At 61.5% G+C, this 20,568-nt stretch carries 20 protein-coding genes and 1 pseudogene; 9 read left to right on the top strand and 12 right to left on the bottom strand.

The genetic code is table 11. The features are described from left to right. The first annotated feature begins 215 nt into the window (after positions 1-215). Positions 216-1,256: a S46 family peptidase gene (locus NKH60_RS32475; protein ID WP_502907805.1), complete on the top strand. Its 1,041-nt coding sequence runs from the start codon at positions 216-218 to the stop codon at positions 1,254-1,256. 728 nt (positions 1,257-1,984) lie between these two features. On the opposite strand, the pseudogene NKH60_RS32480 reads toward NKH60_RS32475, so the two are convergent. The 11 genes and pseudogenes from NKH60_RS32480 to NKH60_RS32530 all read right to left on the bottom strand — a co-directional run. Beyond that, positions 1,985-2,191 (bottom strand): annotated as a pseudogene (locus NKH60_RS32480) (NrtR DNA-binding winged helix domain-containing protein); the annotation flags it as partial. 61 nt (positions 2,192-2,252) lie between these two features. Next, on the bottom strand, positions 2,253-2,519 hold the full coding sequence (locus NKH60_RS32485; RefSeq protein WP_352772439.1) for an aspartate 1-decarboxylase: 267 nt from the start codon (positions 2,517-2,519) through the stop codon (positions 2,253-2,255). 68 nt (positions 2,520-2,587) lie between these two features. Further along, positions 2,588-3,571 carry a 3-oxopimeloyl-[acyl-carrier-protein] synthase BioZ gene (bioZ, locus tag NKH60_RS32490; protein ID WP_352874740.1) on the bottom strand — a complete coding sequence of 328 codons (984 nt, stop codon included), beginning with the start codon at positions 3,569-3,571 and terminating at the stop codon, positions 2,588-2,590. After that, positions 3,568-4,833, bottom strand: coding sequence for an adenosylmethionine--8-amino-7-oxononanoate transaminase (locus NKH60_RS32495; protein ID WP_352874742.1), 1,266 nt, complete (start codon positions 4,831-4,833; stop codon positions 3,568-3,570). The genes bioZ and NKH60_RS32495 overlap by 4 nt, the downstream gene beginning before the upstream one ends. Continuing rightward, positions 4,833-5,468 (bottom strand): dethiobiotin synthase, encoded by a 636-nt coding sequence (gene bioD, locus NKH60_RS32500; protein ID WP_352518029.1) that lies wholly within the window; start codon positions 5,466-5,468, stop codon positions 4,833-4,835. The genes NKH60_RS32495 and bioD overlap by 1 nt, the downstream gene beginning before the upstream one ends. An 11-nt stretch (positions 5,469-5,479) precedes the next feature. Then, on the bottom strand, positions 5,480-6,619 hold the full coding sequence (locus tag NKH60_RS32505; protein ID WP_352874744.1) for an 8-amino-7-oxononanoate synthase: 1,140 nt from the start codon (positions 6,617-6,619) through the stop codon (positions 5,480-5,482). Continuing rightward, positions 6,616-7,614: a biotin synthase BioB gene (gene bioB / locus NKH60_RS32510; RefSeq protein ID WP_352458532.1), complete on the bottom strand. Its 999-nt coding sequence runs from the start codon at positions 7,612-7,614 to the stop codon at positions 6,616-6,618. Before bioB ends, NKH60_RS32505 begins: the two co-directional genes overlap by 4 nt. Positions 7,615-7,709: 95 nt before the next feature. Beyond that, the gene (nadC, locus tag NKH60_RS32515; RefSeq protein ID WP_352458523.1) at positions 7,710-8,564 is read right to left on the bottom strand and encodes a carboxylating nicotinate-nucleotide diphosphorylase; all 855 of its coding nucleotides are present in this window, start codon (positions 8,562-8,564) and stop codon (positions 7,710-7,712) included. Further along, complete coding sequence (locus NKH60_RS32520; RefSeq protein ID WP_352874746.1) at positions 8,564-10,105, bottom strand: L-aspartate oxidase; 1,542 nt, start codon at positions 10,103-10,105, stop codon at positions 8,564-8,566. The genes nadC and NKH60_RS32520 overlap by 1 nt, the downstream gene beginning before the upstream one ends. Then, complete coding sequence (gene nadA / locus NKH60_RS32525; RefSeq protein WP_352508058.1) at positions 10,102-11,076, bottom strand: quinolinate synthase NadA; 975 nt, start codon at positions 11,074-11,076, stop codon at positions 10,102-10,104. The genes NKH60_RS32520 and nadA overlap by 4 nt, the downstream gene beginning before the upstream one ends. A gap of 66 nt (positions 11,077-11,142) precedes the next feature. Next, positions 11,143-12,111 (bottom strand): NUDIX hydrolase, encoded by a 969-nt coding sequence (locus tag NKH60_RS32530; protein ID WP_352515987.1) that lies wholly within the window; start codon positions 12,109-12,111, stop codon positions 11,143-11,145. Positions 12,112-12,284: 173 nt separating this feature from the next. Between NKH60_RS32530 and panB the strand changes: the two genes are divergently transcribed. The 8 genes from panB to NKH60_RS32570 all read left to right on the top strand — a co-directional run bounded on the left by panB (position 12,285) and on the right by NKH60_RS32570 (position 19,717). Then, positions 12,285-13,145: a 3-methyl-2-oxobutanoate hydroxymethyltransferase gene (gene panB / locus NKH60_RS32535; protein WP_352549642.1), complete on the top strand. Its 861-nt coding sequence runs from the start codon at positions 12,285-12,287 to the stop codon at positions 13,143-13,145. Continuing rightward, positions 13,142-14,002 (top strand): pantoate--beta-alanine ligase, encoded by an 861-nt coding sequence (gene panC, locus NKH60_RS32540; RefSeq protein WP_352874748.1) that lies wholly within the window; start codon positions 13,142-13,144, stop codon positions 14,000-14,002. Before panB ends, panC begins: the two co-directional genes overlap by 4 nt. Before the next feature lie 94 nt (positions 14,003-14,096). Next, positions 14,097-14,822 carry a LuxR family transcriptional regulator gene (locus NKH60_RS32545; RefSeq protein WP_352874750.1) on the top strand — a complete coding sequence of 242 codons (726 nt, stop codon included), beginning with the start codon at positions 14,097-14,099 and terminating at the stop codon, positions 14,820-14,822. 93 nt (positions 14,823-14,915) lie between these two features. Beyond that, a complete protein-coding gene (locus NKH60_RS32550; protein ID WP_352874752.1) occupies positions 14,916-15,566 on the top strand; it encodes an acyl-homoserine-lactone synthase in 651 nt (216 codons plus the stop codon). Further along, the gene (locus NKH60_RS32555) at positions 15,563-15,937 is read left to right on the top strand and encodes a transcriptional regulator domain-containing protein (protein ID WP_352874753.1); all 375 of its coding nucleotides are present in this window, start codon (positions 15,563-15,565) and stop codon (positions 15,935-15,937) included. The genes NKH60_RS32550 and NKH60_RS32555 overlap by 4 nt, the downstream gene beginning before the upstream one ends. Positions 15,938-16,094: 157 nt before the next feature. Then, entirely contained in the window at positions 16,095-16,406 is a 312-nt protein-coding gene (locus NKH60_RS32560) for a DUF2285 domain-containing protein (RefSeq protein WP_352874759.1), read from the top strand. 815 nt (positions 16,407-17,221) lie between these two features. Continuing rightward, positions 17,222-19,042, top strand: coding sequence for a glutamine--fructose-6-phosphate transaminase (isomerizing) (gene glmS, locus NKH60_RS32565; protein ID WP_352874755.1), 1,821 nt, complete (start codon positions 17,222-17,224; stop codon positions 19,040-19,042). A 459-nt stretch (positions 19,043-19,501) separates the two neighbouring features. After that, complete coding sequence (locus tag NKH60_RS32570) at positions 19,502-19,717, top strand: helix-turn-helix domain-containing protein (RefSeq protein ID WP_352874761.1); 216 nt, start codon at positions 19,502-19,504, stop codon at positions 19,715-19,717. Positions 19,718-20,411: 694 nt separating this feature from the next. On the opposite strand, the gene NKH60_RS32575 is transcribed toward NKH60_RS32570, so the two are convergent. Beyond that, positions 20,412-20,568: transposase (locus NKH60_RS32575; protein WP_352874763.1), on the bottom strand; the 157-nt coding region annotated here is incomplete at its 5' end.

The raw sequence follows: 20,568 nt of genomic DNA on the forward strand, positions 1-20,568 counted from the left end.
TCACCAGAAGCGAGTGCTAACGCGGCAGTGAGATAGGCCGTAGGCTCCTGCTAGTCAAGACGGAAGAGGGACGGGCGAAGAGCAAACGAGCGTGGAAGCACCGAGCCCTTTACGTGAAAGACGTCGGAGATCGGACATGAATGGGGCGGCTCACCATTTGTAACTGAAGGCTTTATTCATTTGGCACGATTGGTGCAGCGGATGATCCGCAAACGTTGCGCGCGACAAATATGAGAGGTGAACGCCATCAGCATGAACTCGAATTTGAAATGTTTGGCCAAAGCAACTGCCATCGCCTTGCTCTGGACGGTCACGGCTACGTCGGCGGACGAAGGTATGTGGATGCCGGGCCAGACTGCGGAAGTGGGCGCGGCCATGCGGCCGTCTGGACGCTGACCCGCTCAACGCGATCGTATCACTGGGCGGATGCTCCGCCTCGTTCGTCAGTCCACAAGGGCTGGTCGCAACCAATCATCACTGCGTGTTCGAATCCATCCAATACCACAGCAAAGAGGGCCAGGACTATCTCACAGACGGCTTTCTGGCGAAGAGCCCTGGGTGAAGAATTGCCCGCGGCGCCAGGCAGCCGAATCCATGTGATCGAGGACATGCGGGATGTGACCGCCGAAATACTCAAGGGCGTCTCGGACAAGCTGAATGGGTTTGCCCGATATGAGCGGCTCGCCACGAACCGCAAGGCCCTGATCGCCGCATGTGAAGGACAGCCCAATCGCCGGTGCGACGTAGGGGCCTATTATGGCGGCGCCTCCTACTATCTCCAGCAGAAGCTCGAAATCGAGGACGTGCGCCTTGTCTATGCGCCCGCGCTCGGCATCGGTAACTTCGGCGGCGAAACGGACAATTGGATGTGGCCGCGCCACACAGGCGACTTCGGCTTTTATCGCGCCTATGTCGCTCCTGATGGTTCCTCCCGGCCATATGCGCGCGACAATGTGCCTTACCGGCCGAAGAGTTGGCTACCCATAGCCTGTGCAGGCGTCAAGGAAGGCGACCTTGTGATGGTCGCCGGCTTTCCCGGCGCAACCCACCAGTTCCTGACGGCGGATGAAGTCCGGTTCAACTTCGCGCAATTCGAACCGCGATTGCGGCGTTCGCTCTCGGATTATGCCGCCCAGATCAAAAGGCAACGGCAGGCAATCGCGAGGCGCAGATCCATTGACCGCCCGCTTCACAAATTGGCTCGGCCTAAAACGCATGGGAAAAGCAGAAAAGGCAACAGATCGGCACCAGAATGAATATGGCCGCGCGAACTGACAGACGCGCCAACAATCGGCATCTCGCATGGTCGGTGGCACTGGACGTGGCTCCCACCCTGCTGGCGCGACTCCCCATCAGGTCGTCGGGGTTTCGCTGGCGAAAAAACTTCCGCGTGTCTCTGCGCGATCCATCCCGCTTGCGCGTGCCTAGTCAACCAAAAAACTGACCATCTGCAGGATCAGGATCAGCAAAAAAAAAGCCAAAGGCAGACGCCAAAACAGCTGCCAGCAGGACGATGCGTTGTTTCTTCACCCACAGTTCCCCTGGGAGAGAGTCTAATGATAATCCTTAAAAAAGGCGCCCTTGAACAGGGCGCCCTACGCTCATTTGTGCAAATTTAAAGTTTAGCTTGCCTGCTTTATGTAATTAAACGTTTCTTTTATGCGACACTTCTCCAAGTGTTACTTGCACAAATCGAACGTATCGCACACTTAGACGAACTGTACATTCGATAGCGACTTTGACGCATGCGTTTACTGGCGGTATACATCCTTCACCGTTGCCGCAAGGCATTGGCCCACTCGCGAGGCACCTCCTTCACGACAAAGGTTGAAAGCCCGTCCTCGGGCGTTTCATTTCCAAGATCACTTCGATCCACTCATACGGGCTTCCCGAGCGAGACCGTGGGTTCGGACGGTGCGAATGAATTTCTCGTTATAATCGAATTGATTATAAGGGTATATTTCTACGTTGAGTATAAAGGATGTCAAGCCCGCGCCAGCGGCAATTTTGTCCGGGCGACCGCCGTTTCGTCGAGGACATGGTGGCGGAAGCGATAAAGCTTCGCCGGCCGACCGCCGGTGTCAAAAGCACTTTCGCCGGTCTCCTCCACCAGTTCCTGCTGCTCCATCAACCGGCGAAAGTTCTGCTGAAGCGCCCCTGCCGATGTAGTCGTCAACGCCGTCCGCGTCAGCGCATTGCCATCGGCGAGAAGCCAACGACATTGTTGATGACGAACGTAACGATCCGCGGCTTCAGACAGGAATGTGCGCTTCGTCCAGATGGATGGAGTGGGCTGGCAGGTTCCGGGCGGCCGCGCCGTTGAGGATGCAGCATCGAGAGCCGCGCTCGCCGAGGATGACATAGGTCGAGATTCGTGCGCCGGAAGTCTTGCTCCATGTCTCCACGAATCCATTGGCAGGATCCCGGGTTCTTCGCGTGGTCAGGGTCGAGCAGTATCGAACCGTGGTAGTTGAGCTTTGCTCGGTGACGTGGATGCCGTGCAGCTTGCCGGCGACTATTTTCGCATTGGTCCCGTTGTCCTATTCATCTCACAAAGTCAGTCCTGATGTTGAGCAGCTTCGCTGGGCTAAATCCCGACGACGAGCGCCCCGCCGCTGAGTCCCGCACCTGCCGCCGCCAGGAGTATTTTCTCGCCCGGCCGAAACGGCTCCGCTTGATTGGCGAGCGACAGTGAGAGCGGGATCGTCGCGGCGGAAGAGTTGCCATATTCGGCGATCGTTTTGACGATCAGGTGATCGGCAACGCCGAGGTTTCGCCCGACCGCATCGAAAATGCGAGTATTGGCCTGATGCGGCACGAACCGGTCGACATCCTGTGGTCGCACTCCGGCAGCGGCTAGCGCGCTTATCGAGCAATCGGTCATCATCTCGACGGCCTTGGCGAATACTTCGCGGCCGTCGGTTATCGTCATTCGCGTTTGCGCGAGGTCGAGGTCACCGTGGAACGGCTTGTTGCTTCCTCCTGCGGGAATCTGGATCAGCCCGTATCGCGAGCCGTCCGAATCCACGGAGGCACCGAGAATCCCCCGATCAGTATCCTCGCACGGACCGATCACGACGGCGCCGGCGGCATCGGCAAACAGCACGGCGCTGGCGCGCTCAGAGGGATTGATGCGGCGGCTGAGGATATTGGCGGCGATAACAAGGCTCGCTTTGCCGTGCAGGCGGGTAAATCCGTCCGCAAACATCAGCGCATAAATGAAGCCGGCGCAGGCGCCGGTCAGATCGACAGCGCCGGCGCGGCCGAGCCCCAGCCGATGTGCGACCAGGGGCGCGCTGGGCGGCAGGAGGTGATCGGGCGTCGAGGTGGCAAGCAGCAGCAGACCGATGTCGTTGCGTGCAATGCCGGCGCTGGCCAGCGCCATGGCGCCGGCCTGCGCAGCAAGACCAGACAGCGTGTCTTCGTCCGTTGCCCAGAAGCGCGACCGGATTCCAGTACGCCGCTCGATCCAGCCCGGTTCGAGGCCGAGATTGTTCTCGATTTCGGCATTCGTCACCTTTCGGCCAGGCGCATGATGGCCAAACCCGAGAAGGCGCGACAACCTGCTCATGGGCTCGAACCGAAGCGTTCGCCGGCCTCCTCGATCGCGTCATGGAGCCGATCGAGCTCGTCGCCGGTGACGCAATAGGGCGGCATGAGATAAAGGACATTGCCGAGCGGGCGCACAAGCAGGCCGAGCTCGAGGAAAAAGGCCCGCAGCTTAGGTCCGATCTCGGCCAGATAGCCGGCAGAGCCGGCGCGCAGGTCGAGAGCCAGGATCGTGCCGATCGCGCGGCTGTCGGTGAAGTTGGCATTGTCGCGAAAGCGTCGAAACCCGGCGGCCTGTCTCTCGCTCAAGGCCGCGATCCGCTCGGCCACCGGCTCGTCACGCCAGATCTCGACATTGGCGAGTGCTGCCGCGCAGGCAATCGGATTGGCCGTGTAGGAACTCGAGTGGAAAAACGTCTTCTTGCGCTCCTCGGAATAATGAGCCTGGAAGATGGCATCGGTGGCAAGCGTGGCGGCCAGCGGGATGGCTCCGCCGGTCAAGCCCTTCGAGGTGCAAAGGATATCAGGAGAGATGGACGCTTGCTCGCAGGCGAACATGGTTCCGGTGCGCCCCCAGCCGGTCATCACCTCATCGGCGATCAGCAGTGTGCCGGAGGCCTCAGTGATGTTTTTCAACTCTGACAGAACCCAGGCCGGATACATCAGCATGCCGCCGGCGCCAAGCACGAGCGGTTCGACGATCAGCGCGGCGGCGCGCTGGTCGCGGCTGAGGGCCTCGAAACGATCTAGCGTTTCCTGCTCGCGGCCGGCGGCCGGGAAGGGAATGGTGTCGACCTCGAACAGCAAGGGTTCGTAGGCGGCGTTGAACACGCCACGGGCACCGACGCTCATGGTGCCGATCGTGTCGCCATGATAGCTGTGCTCCATGACGACGATGCGCGAGCGCGGCGCGCCGATGTTGCGGAAATAGCCGAGCGCCATCTTCAGCGCGACTTCGACGCTGGTCGAGCCGCTGTCGGAATAGAACACCCAGTCGAGTCCGGCGGGAGCGAGCCCGACAAGCGCCTTGGCCAAGCATTCGGCAGGCTCGTGCGTGAAACCTGCGAAGATGATCTGGTCGAGGCTCGAGGCGGTCGTCTCGATCGCCTTTATAATGCGGGGATGGCGGTGGCCATGGGTGACGACCCACCAGGAGGAAATGGCGTCCAGAATGCGCGCGCCATTGGCTTTGTGGAGATACGCGCCTTCAGTCAGGACGATTTCAGGGATCGCCGGCTCGAGCGCGTGCTGGGTGAAGGGATGCCACACACGGGATTGCGGCATCATCCGCCTCCGGCAATCAAAGCGAGGTCGAAGCCGGCAATCATCGCTTGTCTCAGCGTTTTGTCCGTCAGCGGATCGAGGTGCGGCAGCCTGCCGAGTTGCGGCACGTCGCCGAATTCCACGATCGTCCGTTGCGTATCGGTCATCTCATCGCCGATGAAGGCGATGCCAGCCAGCGGGATAGCGCGCGCCCGCAGGGCCTCGATCGACAGCAGGGTGTGATTGATTGTTCCGAGCGCGGTGCGGGCGCACAGAATGACCGGCAACTTCCATTGCTGGAATATGTCGATGAACCTTATCCGGCGGTTCAGCGGCACCATCAGCCCGCCGGCGCCTTCGATGACGAGCGGTGTCGGCAGGACCGGAAACGAAAGATCGGCAGCCTCGATCGAAACGTCGTCGATTTCGGCCGAACGATGCGGCGAAAGCGGGCTCTTCAAGCGGTAGGCTTCCGGCAGCACGCGCCCCGACGGCAGCCCGGCAAGTCGCGCAACCGCCTCGCTGTCGGTCTCGCCGTCGAGGCCCGATTGCACCGGCTTCCAGTAGAAACCGTCAAGCAGGCCGGCAAGCCCGGCCGAGAACACCGTCTTGCCAATTCCGGTGTCTGTTCCGGTGATGACGATGCGCTTGGTCATGTCGCCTCCGGTCATGTCTGAGCCAACACCTCGACGAGCGCCTCGACCATGGCGGAAATGTCGGCTTCGCCGATATTGAGCGTCAGTGAGATGCGCAGCCGCGACGTGCCCTCGGGCACGGTCGGCGGACGAATGCCGCGTATGTCGAAGCCGCGGGCCTGCAGGCGCGCCGCCACTGCTATGGTGCGCCTGACATCGCCGATTACCAAGGGCTGGATCTGAGAGCCACTTGGTATCACGCCGCAGCGATCGACCAATTGGCGGCCTGCGAGGGCGACGCGTTCATGCAGCTGAAAACGCCGCATAGGCTCGTCGGCGAGCATTGCGAGCGCTTCGCGCGCCGCGACCGCCATCAGCGGAGATGGCGCGGTGGCGTAGATGAATGGCCGGCAACGGTTGATCAGATACTCGCACAGTGTCCTCGGCCCGGTCACGAGCCCACCAGATGCGCCGAGCGCCTTGCCGCAGGTGTGGAGCGCGACGATGTTGTCGCGGCCCTCGAAAGCGGCAGCCAGCCCCCGGCCGTCCGGTCCCCAGACGCCGGTGGCGTGCGCCTCGTCGACGACGAGGAATGCCTCGTGCCGATCGGCAAGCGCGACCAGGCTCTCCAAAGGCGCGCAGTCGCCATCCATGCTGTAAAGGCTTTCCACCGCAATCCAGACGCATCCCATCCCGCCTTCGGCGCGCCAACACGTGATCGCATCCTCGACAGCGTTGGCGTCGTTGTGCGCGGCCAGCACGAACTGTGCGCGCCCGGCCTGCGCACCCTCATGCATGCTGGCATGGGCGAGTTCGTCGAGGACCAAAAGGTCGCCCTTCTGCGGCAGCGCCGTCAGCAGAGCGAAGTTGGCGATGTAGCCGCTGCCGAAGAACAGCGCGCGGTCGGCTCCAAAGAATGCTGCCGCGTCTGCCTCGAGCTGCTCGTGTTCCGGCGCATTGCCGCGCAACAGCCGCGACCCGGTGGCGCCAACCGGCGTGCCACGCGCAATCGCCGCCGCAACCGCTTCGCCAAGTCTTTTGGAGGCGGCAAGCCCGAGATAGTCGTTCGACGAGAAGTCGCGGCCGGCGCGCGGCTTCAGCGTCCGCAGCCGGTCCCTGCGCGCCAGTCCCTGCAAGGTCGCCTCATAGCGGGCAAGCGGTGCCCCGTTCATTGCGCCTCGAGTTCCATCGGCTCGATGCCAAGGCGCCGGAACAGCAGGGTATCCCTGTCCTCACCGGGATTGTCCGCCGTCAGCAGCGTGTCGCCGACGAAGATCGAGTTGGCGCCGGCAAAAAAGCACAGCGCCTGCATCTCGTCGGTCATGGCCGTACGGCCGGCGGAAAGACGGATATGCGATTTCGGCATCATGATGCGCGCCAGCGCGATCACGCGCACGAATTCGATCGGCTCGATGGGCTTGGCGTCGGCAAGCGGGGTGCCGGGGATCGGCATCAGCATGTTGATCGGAACGCTTTGCGGATGTTCCGGCAGGTTGGCCAGCGTCACCAGCATGCCGATCCGGTCCACCGGCTCCTCGCCCATGCCGACAATGCCGCCGCAGCAGACCTTGATGCCGGATTGGCGAACGTGCTCGAGCGTCTCGAGCCGGTCGGCAAAGCTGCGCGTGCTGATGATCTCGCTATAGTAGCGTTCCGACGTATCGATGTTGTGGTTGTAAAAGTCGAGACCAGCCTGCTTCAGTCGAGCGGCTTGCTCACGATCGAGCATGCCGAGCGTCATGCAGGTCTCCATGCCCAGCGCCTTGACGCCTTCGACCATCGCCACCACCGCATCCATGTCGCGCGCCTTGGGGTTTCGCCAGGCCGCGCCCATGCAATAGCGGGTTGCGCCGGCGTCACGCGCTTTCTTCGCCTCGGCGACGACGCGCCGGACCTCCATCAGCTTCGACGCCTTCAGGCCGGTCTCGTGATGCGCCGACTGGCTGCAATAGCCGCAATCCTCCGGGCATCCGCCCGTCTTGATGCTGAGCAGCCGGCTGAGCTGGACCTTGTTGGGATCGAAATTCTGGCGGTGCACGGTTTGCGCGAGGAAGAGGAGATTGTTGAAGGGGGCATCGTGAAGTGCCCGAGCCTTCTCCAGGGTCCACGCTCCAGGGTCAGGGGATTGAGCCTGTGGCGATGTCTGCGTTGGACTGGCTGTTTGCATGTCCATGCTGTTCCTCCGGTTCTGCCTTGCTTTGCTGTCTGATTGATGACGATCGGAAAGGACAGTTGATTCGATCCTGTCCGTTCCTCAGGCAATCATGAGCCCCAATAGTCGAGGCCGATATCCAAGATCGGCGCGCTGTGGGTCAGTCGGCCGACTGAAATCAGATCAACGCCGGTCGCGGCAATCGCTCGCGCTGTATCGGATGCGATCCCGCCAGAAGCCTCGGTGATAGCACGGCCGCCAACGATTGCGACGGCGCGGCGAAGATCGGCGAGGGACATGTTGTCGAGCAGAACCGCATCGGGAGCGAAGCCAAGTACCTCCTCCAACTGGGCCAGCGTATCGACCTCGACTTCGATCTTGACGAGATGACCGGCCCGTCTTCGTGCTCGCTCGAGCGCCGGGCGAACGCCGCCTGCGATGGCGATGTGGTTGTCCTTGATCAGAATTGCGTCGTCGAGGCCGAAGCGGTGATTGGATCCGCCACCTGCGCGCACGGCATATTTTTCGACTGCCCGCAATCCGGGCGTCGTCTTGCGCGTGCAGACGATCTTCGCGCCATATCCACGAACCGCAGCGACGATCGATGCCGTTGCTGTAGCGATGCCGCTCAGATGGCACAAAAAATTGAGTGCCGTCCGTTCGGCTGTGAGAATGGCCCGGGCAGGGCCAACCACTGATGCAATGACCTCTCCATCCATGACATTGCAGCCGTCTGCCCGCTCCACCGAAATTTCGACATCAGGATCAATCAAGCGGAAAGCGAGCATCGCCAGATCGAGGCCGGCGACAACTCCGGACTGGCGCGCCGCCAGCACGGTTCCCGCTTGGTGTGCCTTCGGCACGATGGCCTCCGTGGTCAAGTCGCCGGCTCTGCCAAGGTCTTCAAGAAGAGCTGCCCTTACAAGCGGCTCAAGCATGACCGTGGGAAGCGGTGAGAGCGTCATCACTTTGCCCCTTCGAGGCTTGGCGAGTGTCCGAGTTCCCGCGCAGCGGCCAAGGCGGCTTCGAGGGTGATTTCGGACCGTCGGGCGACAGTCGCATGATGAGGAAAGTCTGTCCGGTAATGAGCGCCGCGGCTTTCTTCGCGCAACAGGGCGGCAACCGCGATCATTAGCCCGACAGCCGCCGGATCCGAGGCCGCGTCCTTGCTTTCGGCGAGCGGCAACAAGGCATATGCGGCTGCTTTCAAACCTTCACCATCCCGGACGATGCCGAGTGCGCGCGACAGGAAGACACGCACGGGTGTCGGCGCGGGCGATGGGTAAACGTCCGCAAACGCAGGCTTTGTTCTGCGAGCAGGCGTTCCGGCGACACTTTCAGCGACCCAGCGGGCGCACACGACGGCCTCGGTCAAGGAATTGCTGGCGAGCCTGTTGGCGCCATGCAGTCCTGTCGAAGCGACTTCGCCGCAGGCCCACAGCCCCTTGACGGAGGTCCTACCGGAGCCGTCCACGGCAACGCCACCCATGTGGTAGTGTTGGGCCGGACGAATGGGGATGAGATCGCGCGCGGGATTGATGCCGGCTCCACGACAGGCTGATGCGATTGTCGGGAAGTGTCGAGCAAATTCCGGGCCAGGCCGTTGCCGCGCGTCGAGAAAAACACGGTGGCCGTTGGCAAGATGGTTCCAGACGGCGCGCGCCAAGACATCGCGAGGCGCAAGTTCCGCCCCTGGCACGCTCTGGAGAAAAGCCTGGCCGGTTTCGTCGATCAGGGCAGCACCTTCGCCGCGGACGGCCTCGCTGACCAGCACCATAGGGCGTTCCGGGCCGTCAAGCGCGGTCGGGTGGAACTGGATGAACTCGAGGTCGGCAAGGACAGCTCCAGCGCGGGCCGCAAGCGCCAGGCCCTGTCCCCAACTGGCCCAAGGATTGGTGGTGTCGAGAAACAGTCCCCCGATCCCACCGGTGGCGAGGACGACCCGCCGTGAGCCGAAGAAGACAGGTCCTATCGAACCGCTCGCCCAGACGCCTCGGATCGCATTCTCTCGCACCGCCAGCCGGCGCGCTTCCACGCCCTCCACGACAACAATCGACGGTGTGGAACGCACAGCCGCGATCAGGGCACGCATGATCTCACGCCCGGTGCCGTCACCATGCGCATGAACGATGCGACGTCGGCTGTGTGCGGCCTCCAATCCGAGGCACAGTGATCCTTTCGGTGTACGGTCGAAGGGAACCCCAAAGCCCGCAAGCCTCTCTATCGCCTTGGGCGCGGCTTGGAGGATGCGGCTCGCCACGTCTCCGTCGCAGAGACCATCCCCGGCGGCAAGCGTATCGGCCAGGTGCAGTGCCGGATCGTCGTCTTCGCCGAAACTTGCAGCCAGACCACCCTGTGCCCAGGTGCTCGAATTGTCAGCTCCCAGCAGCGTCCTGGACAGAAGCAGCACCGGCTCCGGCGCCAGTTGAAGCGCGGTCATCAATCCGGCGATGCCGCCGCCGATGATGATGGGCCGCCCGAAGAAGCTGCGGACATCGGCGCTCAAATTGCCAGCATCCGTTCGACCGCAAGCCGCGCGCGCCCGGCGATCCCGGGTTCGATGGTTACGATATGGTGGTTCTGCTCGAGCGCCATGCGGATGTTGGCAAGCGTGATCCGCTTCATGTGAGGGCACAAATTGCAGGGCCGGATGAACTCGACCTCTGGGTGCGCTAACGCGACGTTGTCGCTCATCGAACATTCCGTCATCAGCACGACGCGTGCCGGCCTTTGCCTCTCGACATAGTCGGACATGGCAGCGGTCGAGCCGGAAAAATCTGCTTCAGCCACGACGTCGGGAGGGCATTCGGGATGCGCGAGCACGATCACGCCGGGATGGCTTTCGCGCAACTCGCGGATGTCGGCCGGTGTAAAGCGCTCATGCACCTCGCAATGCCCTTTCCAGGCGATGATCTGCACATCGGTCTGGGCGGCGATATTCTGGGCCAGATATTCGTCCGGCAACATGATCACCTGGGGAACGCCAAGGGATTGGACGACCGCCTTGGCGTTGCCGGATGTACAGCAGATATCCGACTCGGCTTTCACTTCGGCCGACGTGTTGACATAAGTGATGATCGGCACGCCGGGATAACGCTGGCGCATCAAGCGCACGTCTTCTGCCGTGATCGATTCCGCCAACGAACAGCCTGCCCGCAGGTCGGGAATGAGCACCGTCTTTTGCGGATTGAGCAGCTTGGCCGTTTCGGCCATGAAATGTACGCCGGCCAGCACGATGACTTGCGCCTCGATCGTCGCAGCCGTGCGGGCCAGTGCCAAGCTGTCGCCGACGATGTCGGCCACGCAATGGAAGATCTCGGGGGTCTGATAGTTGTGCGCCAGGATGATGGCGTTGCGCTCGCGCTTCAGTGCAAGGATCGCCTCGATATCCTCGACGAAAGCCGGCCATTCGATCGGCGGGATCACTCGTCGGACGCGCTCGTAGAGAAACGCGGTCGCAGGCAGCATGGCGCTCATCGACCCCTCCAGCTTATACTCTAGTTGAAAATAACCAGCATATACTTGCTGTGAGTATAAGCGATGTCAACCCCGCGCCAGCGGCAATTTTGTCCCGGCGATGACCCTCTCGTCGAGAACGGCGTGGCGGAACCGGTAAAGCTTCGCTGGCCGGCCGCCGGTCTCCGCGGTTGCCTCTCCGGTCTCTTCGACCAGCTCCTGCTGCTCGATCAGCCGGCGAAAGTTCGGCTTACGAACGAGCCTGCCGGCAAGCGCCTCCACGGTTCGCTGCAGCTGCAAAAGCGTGAAGACCGGCGGCATCAGCTCAAAGACGACCGGCCGGTATTTGATCTTGGAGCGCAGCCGCGCAATGCCGGTCGCCACGATGCGGCGATGATCGGCGACCATAGACTTGCTGGGCACCAGCGGAGGCAGCGTCGCGTCCCGTCCGCTTCCGGCCTCTTGGACCAGGCCTGCTTCGTAGACTAACTCATAGCGTTGAAGCGTGAGTTCCTCGTTCCAAAGGCGGTCGTCGAAGCCGAAGGCTATCGTCGCCCGCTGCCAGCGTTCACGTCGCGTGGCCGCGTCGCTGACGCCGTCTGCCCATTCAATCAGGCGCGGTCGCAGAACGTCCAGCACGACCGGAGGCGTGCCGGAGCGGTGGTCCTCCCATGGAAAATATTCATACCAGCTCTGCCAGCCGCACTTGGGCGAGCCAGCTGCCTGTTCCTTGCGGGTCAATGCGAGATAGCTGATGGAGATGACGCGCTGCTGGCGCTCGGCGCCGATGCGATCCCGATCCGCGAAGGTGTAGAGTTGCTCAATGTACCCCAGCGGATGGCCGGTCTGCTGCTCGACCCACCCCCTCAAACCGGATTGCAGCGATCGGTGCTCAAGCGCAAATGGTCCGGAGGGAAGGGTGTCCGCCTGGCCGATGGTGAGGACACAGGGTTCACTGTCGTTTACGGCGACGACAAAGGCGATCAGGTCCACTTTGACTTCGTCGGCCTTGACGGCGGCTCCGTCTTTCCTGGGTCCTTTTGCCTGATCGTCCATGTTCGCGAAAGTGGTTGGCCAGCTCGGGGGCGCCTGAATCGATTTAAGTGTAAGCGCGCCTGTCCGCACGTCAACACCGCACAGCTGCACGGCCATTTTTAGCTCTTCGCACTTGCACAAAAATGTGGCAAACGCGACACCCGCGGTTGGTAACGTTGGGGAAGGAGGGTCCATTGAGTGCGTTTGGTGACACCAAGGCGATCACACCGCCGGATATTCGTTCGCGCAAAGGTGGGACGCCGCTCGTCTGCCTTACCGCCTACACGACGCCAGTCGCCCGGCTTGTCGATCCCCATTGCGATGTGGTGCTGGTCGGCGACAGCGTCGGCATGGTTCTCCACGGCCTGCCCTCGACGCTCGGTGTGACGCTGGAGATGATGATCACGCACGGCCAGGCCGTGCGCCGTGGCCTCGAGCAGGCGCTGATGGTCGTCGACCTGCCGTTCGGTTCCTTCGAGGAAAGCCCCGAGCAGGCTTTCCGCAATGCCGCGCGCGTCATGGCCGAGACCGGCTGCGCGGCCGTCAAGCTCGAAGGCGGCGAAACGATGGCAGAGACGATCGGCTTCCTCGCCGCGCGCGGCGTGCCGGTCATGGCCCATGTCGGCTTGACGCCGCAGGCGATCAACACCATCGGTGGCTACCGCGTGCAGGGCAGAGGCGGGGATGCCGAGCGCATCAGGCGCGACGCGCTTGCGGTGAGCGAAGCGGGCGCCTTTGCGGTCGTGCTGGAGAAGGTTCCCGAGGCGCTCGCGCGCCGGATCACCGGGGAGGTGGCGACCCCGACCATTGGCATCGGTGCCTCGGCAGCCTGTGACGGCCAGATTCTCGTCGTCGACGACATGCTGGGCCTCTTCGGCGACTTCCGGCCCAAATTCGTCAAGCGCTATGCTGAACTGGGGGAGGCCGCTGCGGCTGCGATCGCGGCCTATGCGCGGGAAGTGAAGGAGCGCCAGTTTCCGGCCGCCGAGCACGTGTTTGCCGATGCGCCCAAGCCCGCCGACGCGGACGCGGCCAAGAGCGGAGAAGCAGCGTGAGCGTGCCGATTGTCAGGAGCGTTGCCCAGCTTCGCCAAATCGTTGCCGCATGGCGCCGCGAGGGCGTGAGGATTGCCGTGGTGCCAACGATGGGCGTTCTGCATGAGGGTCATCTCAGCCTGGTGCGCGCGGCACTCGAGAAGGCCGACCGGGTGATCGTGACGCTCTTCGTCAACCCGAAGCAATTCAACAGCCAGGCCGATCTCGCCGCGTATCCGAGCACCGAGGACGAGGATGCCGCCAAGCTGGCACCGCTTGGCGCGCACCTGCTTTATGCGCCGGATGCAGAGGAAATGTATCCGGCGGCCTTCGCCACGACCGTTTCGGTGTCCGGTGTCAGCGAGGGCCTGTGCGGTGCCTTCCGGCCGGGACATTTCGATGGCGTGGCGACCGTCGTCGCCAAGCTCTTCCTGCAGACCAGCGCTGACTTCGGCTTCTTTGGCGAAAAGGACTTTCAGCAGCTTCAGCTAGTCAGGCGTATGGCCCGGGACCTGGATATTCCAATCACCATTGTTCCTTGTCCGACAGTCCGCGAAGCCGACGGTCTTGCACTATCATCGCGCAATGTCCGGCTCTCGCAAGCAGAGCGTGCTGTTGCCCCCGAGCTATCATCGGTCTTGCTCGAGACGGCTGAGCGGCTTGCCCGCGGCTCGCCCGTCCTGCCAACGCTTGCCGAAGCGCACGCAGCAATTCTGGCTGCGGGCTATCGCGAGGTCGAATACCTGGAACTTCGCGACGAGGCAGATCTGCGACCCATGACAAGCCTTGACCGACCTGCACGCTTGCTTGTCGCGGCCTGGCTCGGCGGCACACGGCTCATAGACAACGTCAGAATATCACGGGTTTCAACAGATTAACGGGGTTCTCGGCACGCGCTGTATCCGTCCGGGATCGTTTAAAACAAGGTCTCTGCCTCGCATCGAGCGATCACGGAGGTTACGCAAAGCGCAAATGCATCGCGTGTTTGAGAACTTCGTCGAGCAACTGTCTGCAAGTGTTGATGCTGCCGATCTCCGTGAGGCAATGGCATCCGCTGCAGCCGGCTTCGATTTTCCGCTATTCGCCTATTTCACTTACCCGTCGGCCCCCGGCGACGCCCCGCAATTGATCTCAAACTATCCTTCATCCTGGACATCACGTTATCTGCAACAGCGGTACCACAGTCTTGATCCGGTCATCCTGCGCGGGCTGCAAGGCTGGGATACCTTCGATTGGGGTGTGGATCGCGCTCGGCACTGTCTGCCGAATTCGCAGCAACAAATTCTGGAGAGTGCGGCTGAGTTTGGCATCCGCGGCGGCCTGACGATGTCCATGCATGATCATCGCGGCCGGTTTGCTGCCCTGACCTTTGCTTCCGACGAGTCCCGTCCGCCTCTGTTGCGGTCACTGACACGTTACGAAAAAGCATTGCAGCTGGTGGCCATCAACTTTCATATCCATGTCCGGCGCAGGCTCGCCGACGATCGCGTGGTGGATAATGTAACGCTCACCCCGCGGGAGTTCGAGTGCCTGAAATGGGCGGCGCGCGGCAAGTCGGCTTGGGATATCAGCCAGCTTCTCGGCGTCTCAAAGCGCACCGTGACCTTTCATCTGGAAAACGCCAAGGCAAAACTTGGCGTTCGAACGATCAACCAGGCCGTTGCACGACTGGCTGCCTCCGGCCAGGCGAGATCCTGATTCTTCGGCCACGATAGCTGTAAACCTCTACAGGCTGCATCGCTGCCAGCTTTGCCCTTCGATGGCGGGAACACATCCCGCACGGAGGCGACCATGATGCAGCTGATAACACCAGACCTTTACAAGGAGTTCGCAAGCGAGCTCAAAGAGATGCACGGGCTCAGGTTTCGGGTGTTCAAGGAAAGGCTCGATTGGGAAGTCGATACCGAAGACCAGATGGAAACAGACCCGTTTGATGGTCTGAAGCCTGTCTATCTGCTCCTCAAGGGATCCGACTGGCGAATTCGCGGTTGCGTGCGTCTTTTGCCCAGCACCGGACCCACAATGTTGCGCGACACGTTCCCGATGCTGCTGGGTGCTGACGTCGTGCCCTCGACTGCCGACATATGGGAGAGCAGTCGTTTCGCGCTCGATCTCCCTCAATCGGCGCCCAAGGCAGCGGGCGGGCTGGCCCAGGCAACCTACGAGCTCTTCGCGGGCATGATCGAGTTCGGCTTGGCCAAGGATCTGACCCGGATAGTAACGGTGACGGATACGCGCATGGAACGGATCCTTCGCCTCGCGACGTGGCCATTGTCGCGCATCGGACAACCCAAGTCCGTCGGCAAAACGGAGGCGGTGGCCGGGTTTCTCGAGATTTCCCGCGCGAGCCTTTTGCGCATCCGCAGCAGGGGACGTCTGAGCGGACCGGTACTGTGGCAACCGGTTCTAGGCCCGTCGGCATTGTGGACACCTGAGCCGTGAAGGATGCTGGTCTGCCCAAGGAAGCAACGGCCGGTCTTGAATGCTGGCCGGACTGGCGTCGTCACGAAGCTTACCACTACGCCAGACGATTGCCACGCACTGCCTGGGCCTGGGAGTTTCTTCGGCGCAATCCACAATTCCAGCGCGACCACGCCAAAATGGCACCGCCCGCCTGCATTGTCGGAGCCCAGGCCGACATGAAGATAATCGAGTTGACGACAGGAGCATCTTTCCTAAGACAATGGAGCCTCCTTTTTCGCGGACGCGCCACAGTCGGACGCTACTTCGGCAAGGGTCTTTTGGGATCCGCGCGACTGCGCCCGTATTCTACGAGCGGCCGCGGAGCCGGTTGGGCTCGACCACGATTTTGAACCGCTTGATCTTTCTTCGCTCTCATGCTGCAAGGACATCCTGCTGACACCTGCCGGCGTGCAGCACGTGCTGCTGAGGGAGGACTGCCGGAGTCTGCAGATCGCCCTTTCCGGTGCATCCGTTCTCCGCCCGTTGCGGCTATATGTCGACGCGATCGTGCAGCCGCAGCACCTGAAGTTCCATGTCGCTGCCCTTCAGTTCCTGAACGACATCAGTGGTTGCGGCCGCCTGGCAGCTGCTTGCTTTCCGCCGGAACCCCGCGGAGCGCGTCTGCGTATCGTGCTCCAGGCTTTGGATGGCTCGCTTGCGGGAGCATGTCATCAGGAGATCGCCATTGCCCTGTTCGGGAGACGCCGTGTCGAAGAAGATTGGTCTCATCCAGGTAGCCATCTTCGCGATCAGGTGCGTCGCGCCATCCAACGTGGCCGCTACCTGATGGGCGGTGGCTATAGACAGTTCCTGATGTAATTCGGGTGACAGCTCGGTGATTGTCTTATCCGAAAACGGGCAGGCATCAATCTCCATTTCTCACTGCTATTGTGCCTTGTACAAGACGTGACACGCGCCTAGTTCTTCCGCTGCGGGAATCGGGTTTGAGTAATACGGACGAAGCACTGAGAACCAACGTTTTCGTGATAGTGCATTCATGCCCCGAGAATCCTGATGACCGTTACGAACCCCGACAAAGCCGGCGCTGACTGAAACGGTCGCTGAACGTGCTCTGTGGCCTGCGCCGCCTGACTCTCGGTTTCGGCTATGCCGACTAACAGCGTATTGATAGGCCATCGCGGGCTAAGCTCTACCGGCGAAAGCCGCGTCAAAGCGGCAGGCAATCAGAAACTAGATCGGCGGCGACGATGATTATGATCAACGTGACGAACACGTGAATCATGCCGACGGCGCCGACGTTGCCGATGATGATGATGCCGACCATGCGTCGCTGATGCTGCCTAACTACAGTGCTGTGTGATCATGCCGATCACCGCGTGACCACGAGCGGCGGCGGTTCGTGGTCAGGTGCGTGGCCGGGATGATCGCGCATGGCCGATTGTTCCTTCGTGCCGCGGGGTGTGGGCTTGCGTTCGGTCATGAGGACGTCAGGCGCAACGAGGAAGTTAGATCAGGGCCCCAAACGCGGCTTATCCATGGGGTGGATGATAGCTATCCCTACAATCAATTATACCAATATTACCCAATACTACTAGAAGATCCCCAATGAAAGCGGCCGGATGGGTATCCGTCTCGCGTAGGCTGAAGCTGCCGGCAAGAATGGGAAGACGAACATGTGCGGGATTGTTGGTATCGTTGGGCAACAGACGGTATCGGATCGGTTGGTCGACGCATTGAAGCGTTTGGAATATCGCGGCTATGATTCCGCCGGCGTTGCGACGATCACCGAAGGTGTCTTGCACCGCCGGCGCGCCGAGGGCAAGCTCGTCAATCTCGAGAGGAGACTGAAGGAAGAGCCGCTGAGCGGCAACATCGGCATCGGCCACACGCGTTGGGCAACCCATGGGGCCTCGACGGAACGCAATGCGCACCCGCACTTTGCCGACGGTGTCGCCGTCGTCCATAACGGCATCATCGAGAATTTCACCGAGCTGAAGGACGAATTGGCGGCGGCTGGCGCCGAGTTCCAGACCGACACCGACACCGAGGTCATCGCGCATCTCTTGGCAAGACACCGCCGGGAGGGCATGAGGCGGCAAGAGGCGATGCGTGCCATGCTGAAACGCGTCAGGGGCGCCTATGCGCTTGCCGTCCTCTTCGAAGATGATCCGTCGACCATCATGGCGGCGCGCAACGGACCACCGCTGGCGATCGGTCACGGCGACGGCGAGATGTTCCTGGGCTCCGACGCAATCGCGCTTGCTCCCTTCACCAATGAAATTACCTATCTCATCGAGGGCGACTGGGCCATTGTCGGCAATTCGGGCGCCCATATCTTCGATTTCGACGGCCATCCCGTCGAGCGTCCGCGCCATACCTCCACGGCCGCGGCCGATCTGGCCAGCAAGGGCAATCATCGCCACTTCATGGAGAAGGAAATCTACGAGCAGCCCGAAGTCATCGCCCATGCTCTCCGTCACTATAGCAACATCATAGAGAAAGCCGACATGGTCTCTGGCATCGATTTCGCCAGGATCCCGAGCTTGGCGATCTCGGCCTGCGGGACCGCCTATCTCGCCGGACTGATCGGAAAATACTGGTTCGAGCGCTATGCGCGCCTGACGGTTGAAATCGACGTTGCGTCCGAATTCCGTTACCGCGAGATCCCGTTGTCGCCGCAGTCGGCGGCTCTTTTCATTTCGCAGTCCGGCGAAACCGCCGATACGCTCGCATCGTTGAGGTACTGCAAGGAGCGTGGGCTGAAAATTGGCGCTATCGTCAATGCCTGCGAATCGACCATCGCTCGGGAGGCCGATGCGGTCTTCCCGATCCTTGCCGGACCGGAGATTGGCGTCGCCTCCACCAAGGCGTTTACCTGCCAGCTTGCGGTTCTAGCCGCACTCGCCATCGGCGCCGCCAGAGCCCGCGGGACCGTAACCGAAGACGAGCTGCAGGCGCTCGTCAGGAGCCTCGCCGAAGTGCCGCGCGTCATGGGCCAGGTACTCAACAGCATCCAGCCGGAGATCGAGTTCCTGTCGCGCGAACTGTCAAAGTGTCGTGACGTCCTGTATCTCGGCCGTGGCACCAGTTTCCCACTAGCGATGGAAGGTGCGCTGAAGCTCAAGGAGATTTCCTACATCCATGCCGAGGGCTATGCGGCGGGTGAATTGAAGCACGGTCCGATCGCATTGATCGACGACAACATGCCAGTGATCGTCATCGCGCCCCATGATCGCTTTTTCGACAAGACCGTCTCCAACATGCAGGAAGTGGCTGCCCGTGGAGGGCGGATTATCCTCATCACCGATGAAAAAGGGGCAGCCGCATCGAAACTCAACACCATGCACACGCTCGTGTTGCCGGCTGTCGACGAGATTATCGCGCCGATGATCTTCTCGCTCCCGATACAGCTTCTTGCCTACCACACGGCGCTCTTCATGGGCACAGACGTAGACCAGCCGCGCAATCTCGCAAAATCGGTCACGGTCGAGTGATTGTGAACCTTTATAGGTGGCGATGCTTGTCCATCTTCGCTGCGTCGGCGGTGGAAATTGGTCGAAGGTATCAGCGTCCGCGAGGCTGGGTGGACGGTGCCGCGAATAGCCACTGGAGGCGTCAGTGAGAGTTCGAGTTGCTGTTCAAGAAAGCCATCGGGGAGAATGAGTCGTGTAGGATCGCAGGTCGAATGCGCTACAGCCGATCAGGCCATCTCATGGCGGGCAGGTTCTTAGAACTTGATCAGAAGCAGGTGAGCCGCCATATTCCGACCCGGCTGCCAATTTCAAGTGGCCATTCCATGGATGAGGCCGGTCCGGCCGAATGGACGTCCATTTTTTTGATTTGCTGGGTGTGCGCCAGGGTCGGGGAGGAAATCTCCCGATTTGTCAGGCGCTCCCATCTTCTTGGAGATGTTTATGAAGGATTCGCGCATTCCCGAGCCAGTCTTGACGGCTATGTCGCAGGGGACCCACATCATCCGCGCTTATCGTGAGCACCTTGGGTATTCAATCAAGGACCTCGCGGTCGCGTGCGGGCTTGCCGCTCAGGAAATCCAAAACATCGAGCGGGGTCTAAAGTACAATAAGGGCTATCGGAATCGGATAGCGAGATCGCTGTCCATACCTGTGGGAATTCTTGAGGCAGAGTCGGACATATCGGACGCCGCCTGATCAGTCGGATAATCTGCAATGGGTGGAAGACCGCTCTTGTGATGTGACGTTTGCGGCTGATAGTCGTCGCTTGATTCCGTTGGATGCGAATGCCTTCTGGCGCAGTACCGCCAAGAGAATTCTCGTCCACTGTCCGAGTCAGGAACTGCACACGGGCTCGCCGAACAGGAAGTTGGAACGCTTCGTCATGCTGTCTTAGGCGATATAGCCGCCCGGAGTGCTGCGACACGTGCACGATAGCATTGGCTCGCGAGGATGGATTGCTAACGGCGAACCCATGCTGGTCGGCAAGGCGATACTGGCTGGAGCATCAACTCGGCCGACGAGAGTGGCCCCCCATCCTAGGCAGGATCGGCCGACATGGCCGGCATCGCGAGCCGCTCTGAAAAGAGCACAGCGGGCATCCAGACGCTGCCGGGTTGACTATGGGTGTCGGAACCGCAAAAAGGGGCCGCTCTTCATGAGTGGCGTGCGCCGGCAGTCTAACCCCAAGCCCCCCGCCAGGCTGCCGGCGCGCTTCTAGCCGCCTTGATGCACGGCGATAAGCTTTTGACGGCCTGAAGCGACGTTGTGGTCGCCGTTGCGGTGCTTTTCCACGCGCCTCGTCAGGCGCCGGGATTGCTCCGTTGTGATGGCAGGCGGGGGTTTGCAGGTTGCGGTCGACGGGTTCGTTTCGGGGCGTCTGCCCCCATCGTTATGTCGCGAGTTGGGGGATGCGATCGAGGACCATGCGCAGGATGCGCTGGTCGGGGCACGATGTCGGCAGGTGCAGGCGGATTTGCGATTTCATCTCGACCACCCGCGCAGCGATTTTGATGAGGCGCAATCGCAGCGTGTCGAATTGGGCGACG

It is taken from the genome of Mesorhizobium sp. M1006 (assembly GCF_040318825.1).
GTDB lineage: Bacteria > Pseudomonadota > Alphaproteobacteria > Rhizobiales > Rhizobiaceae > Mesorhizobium.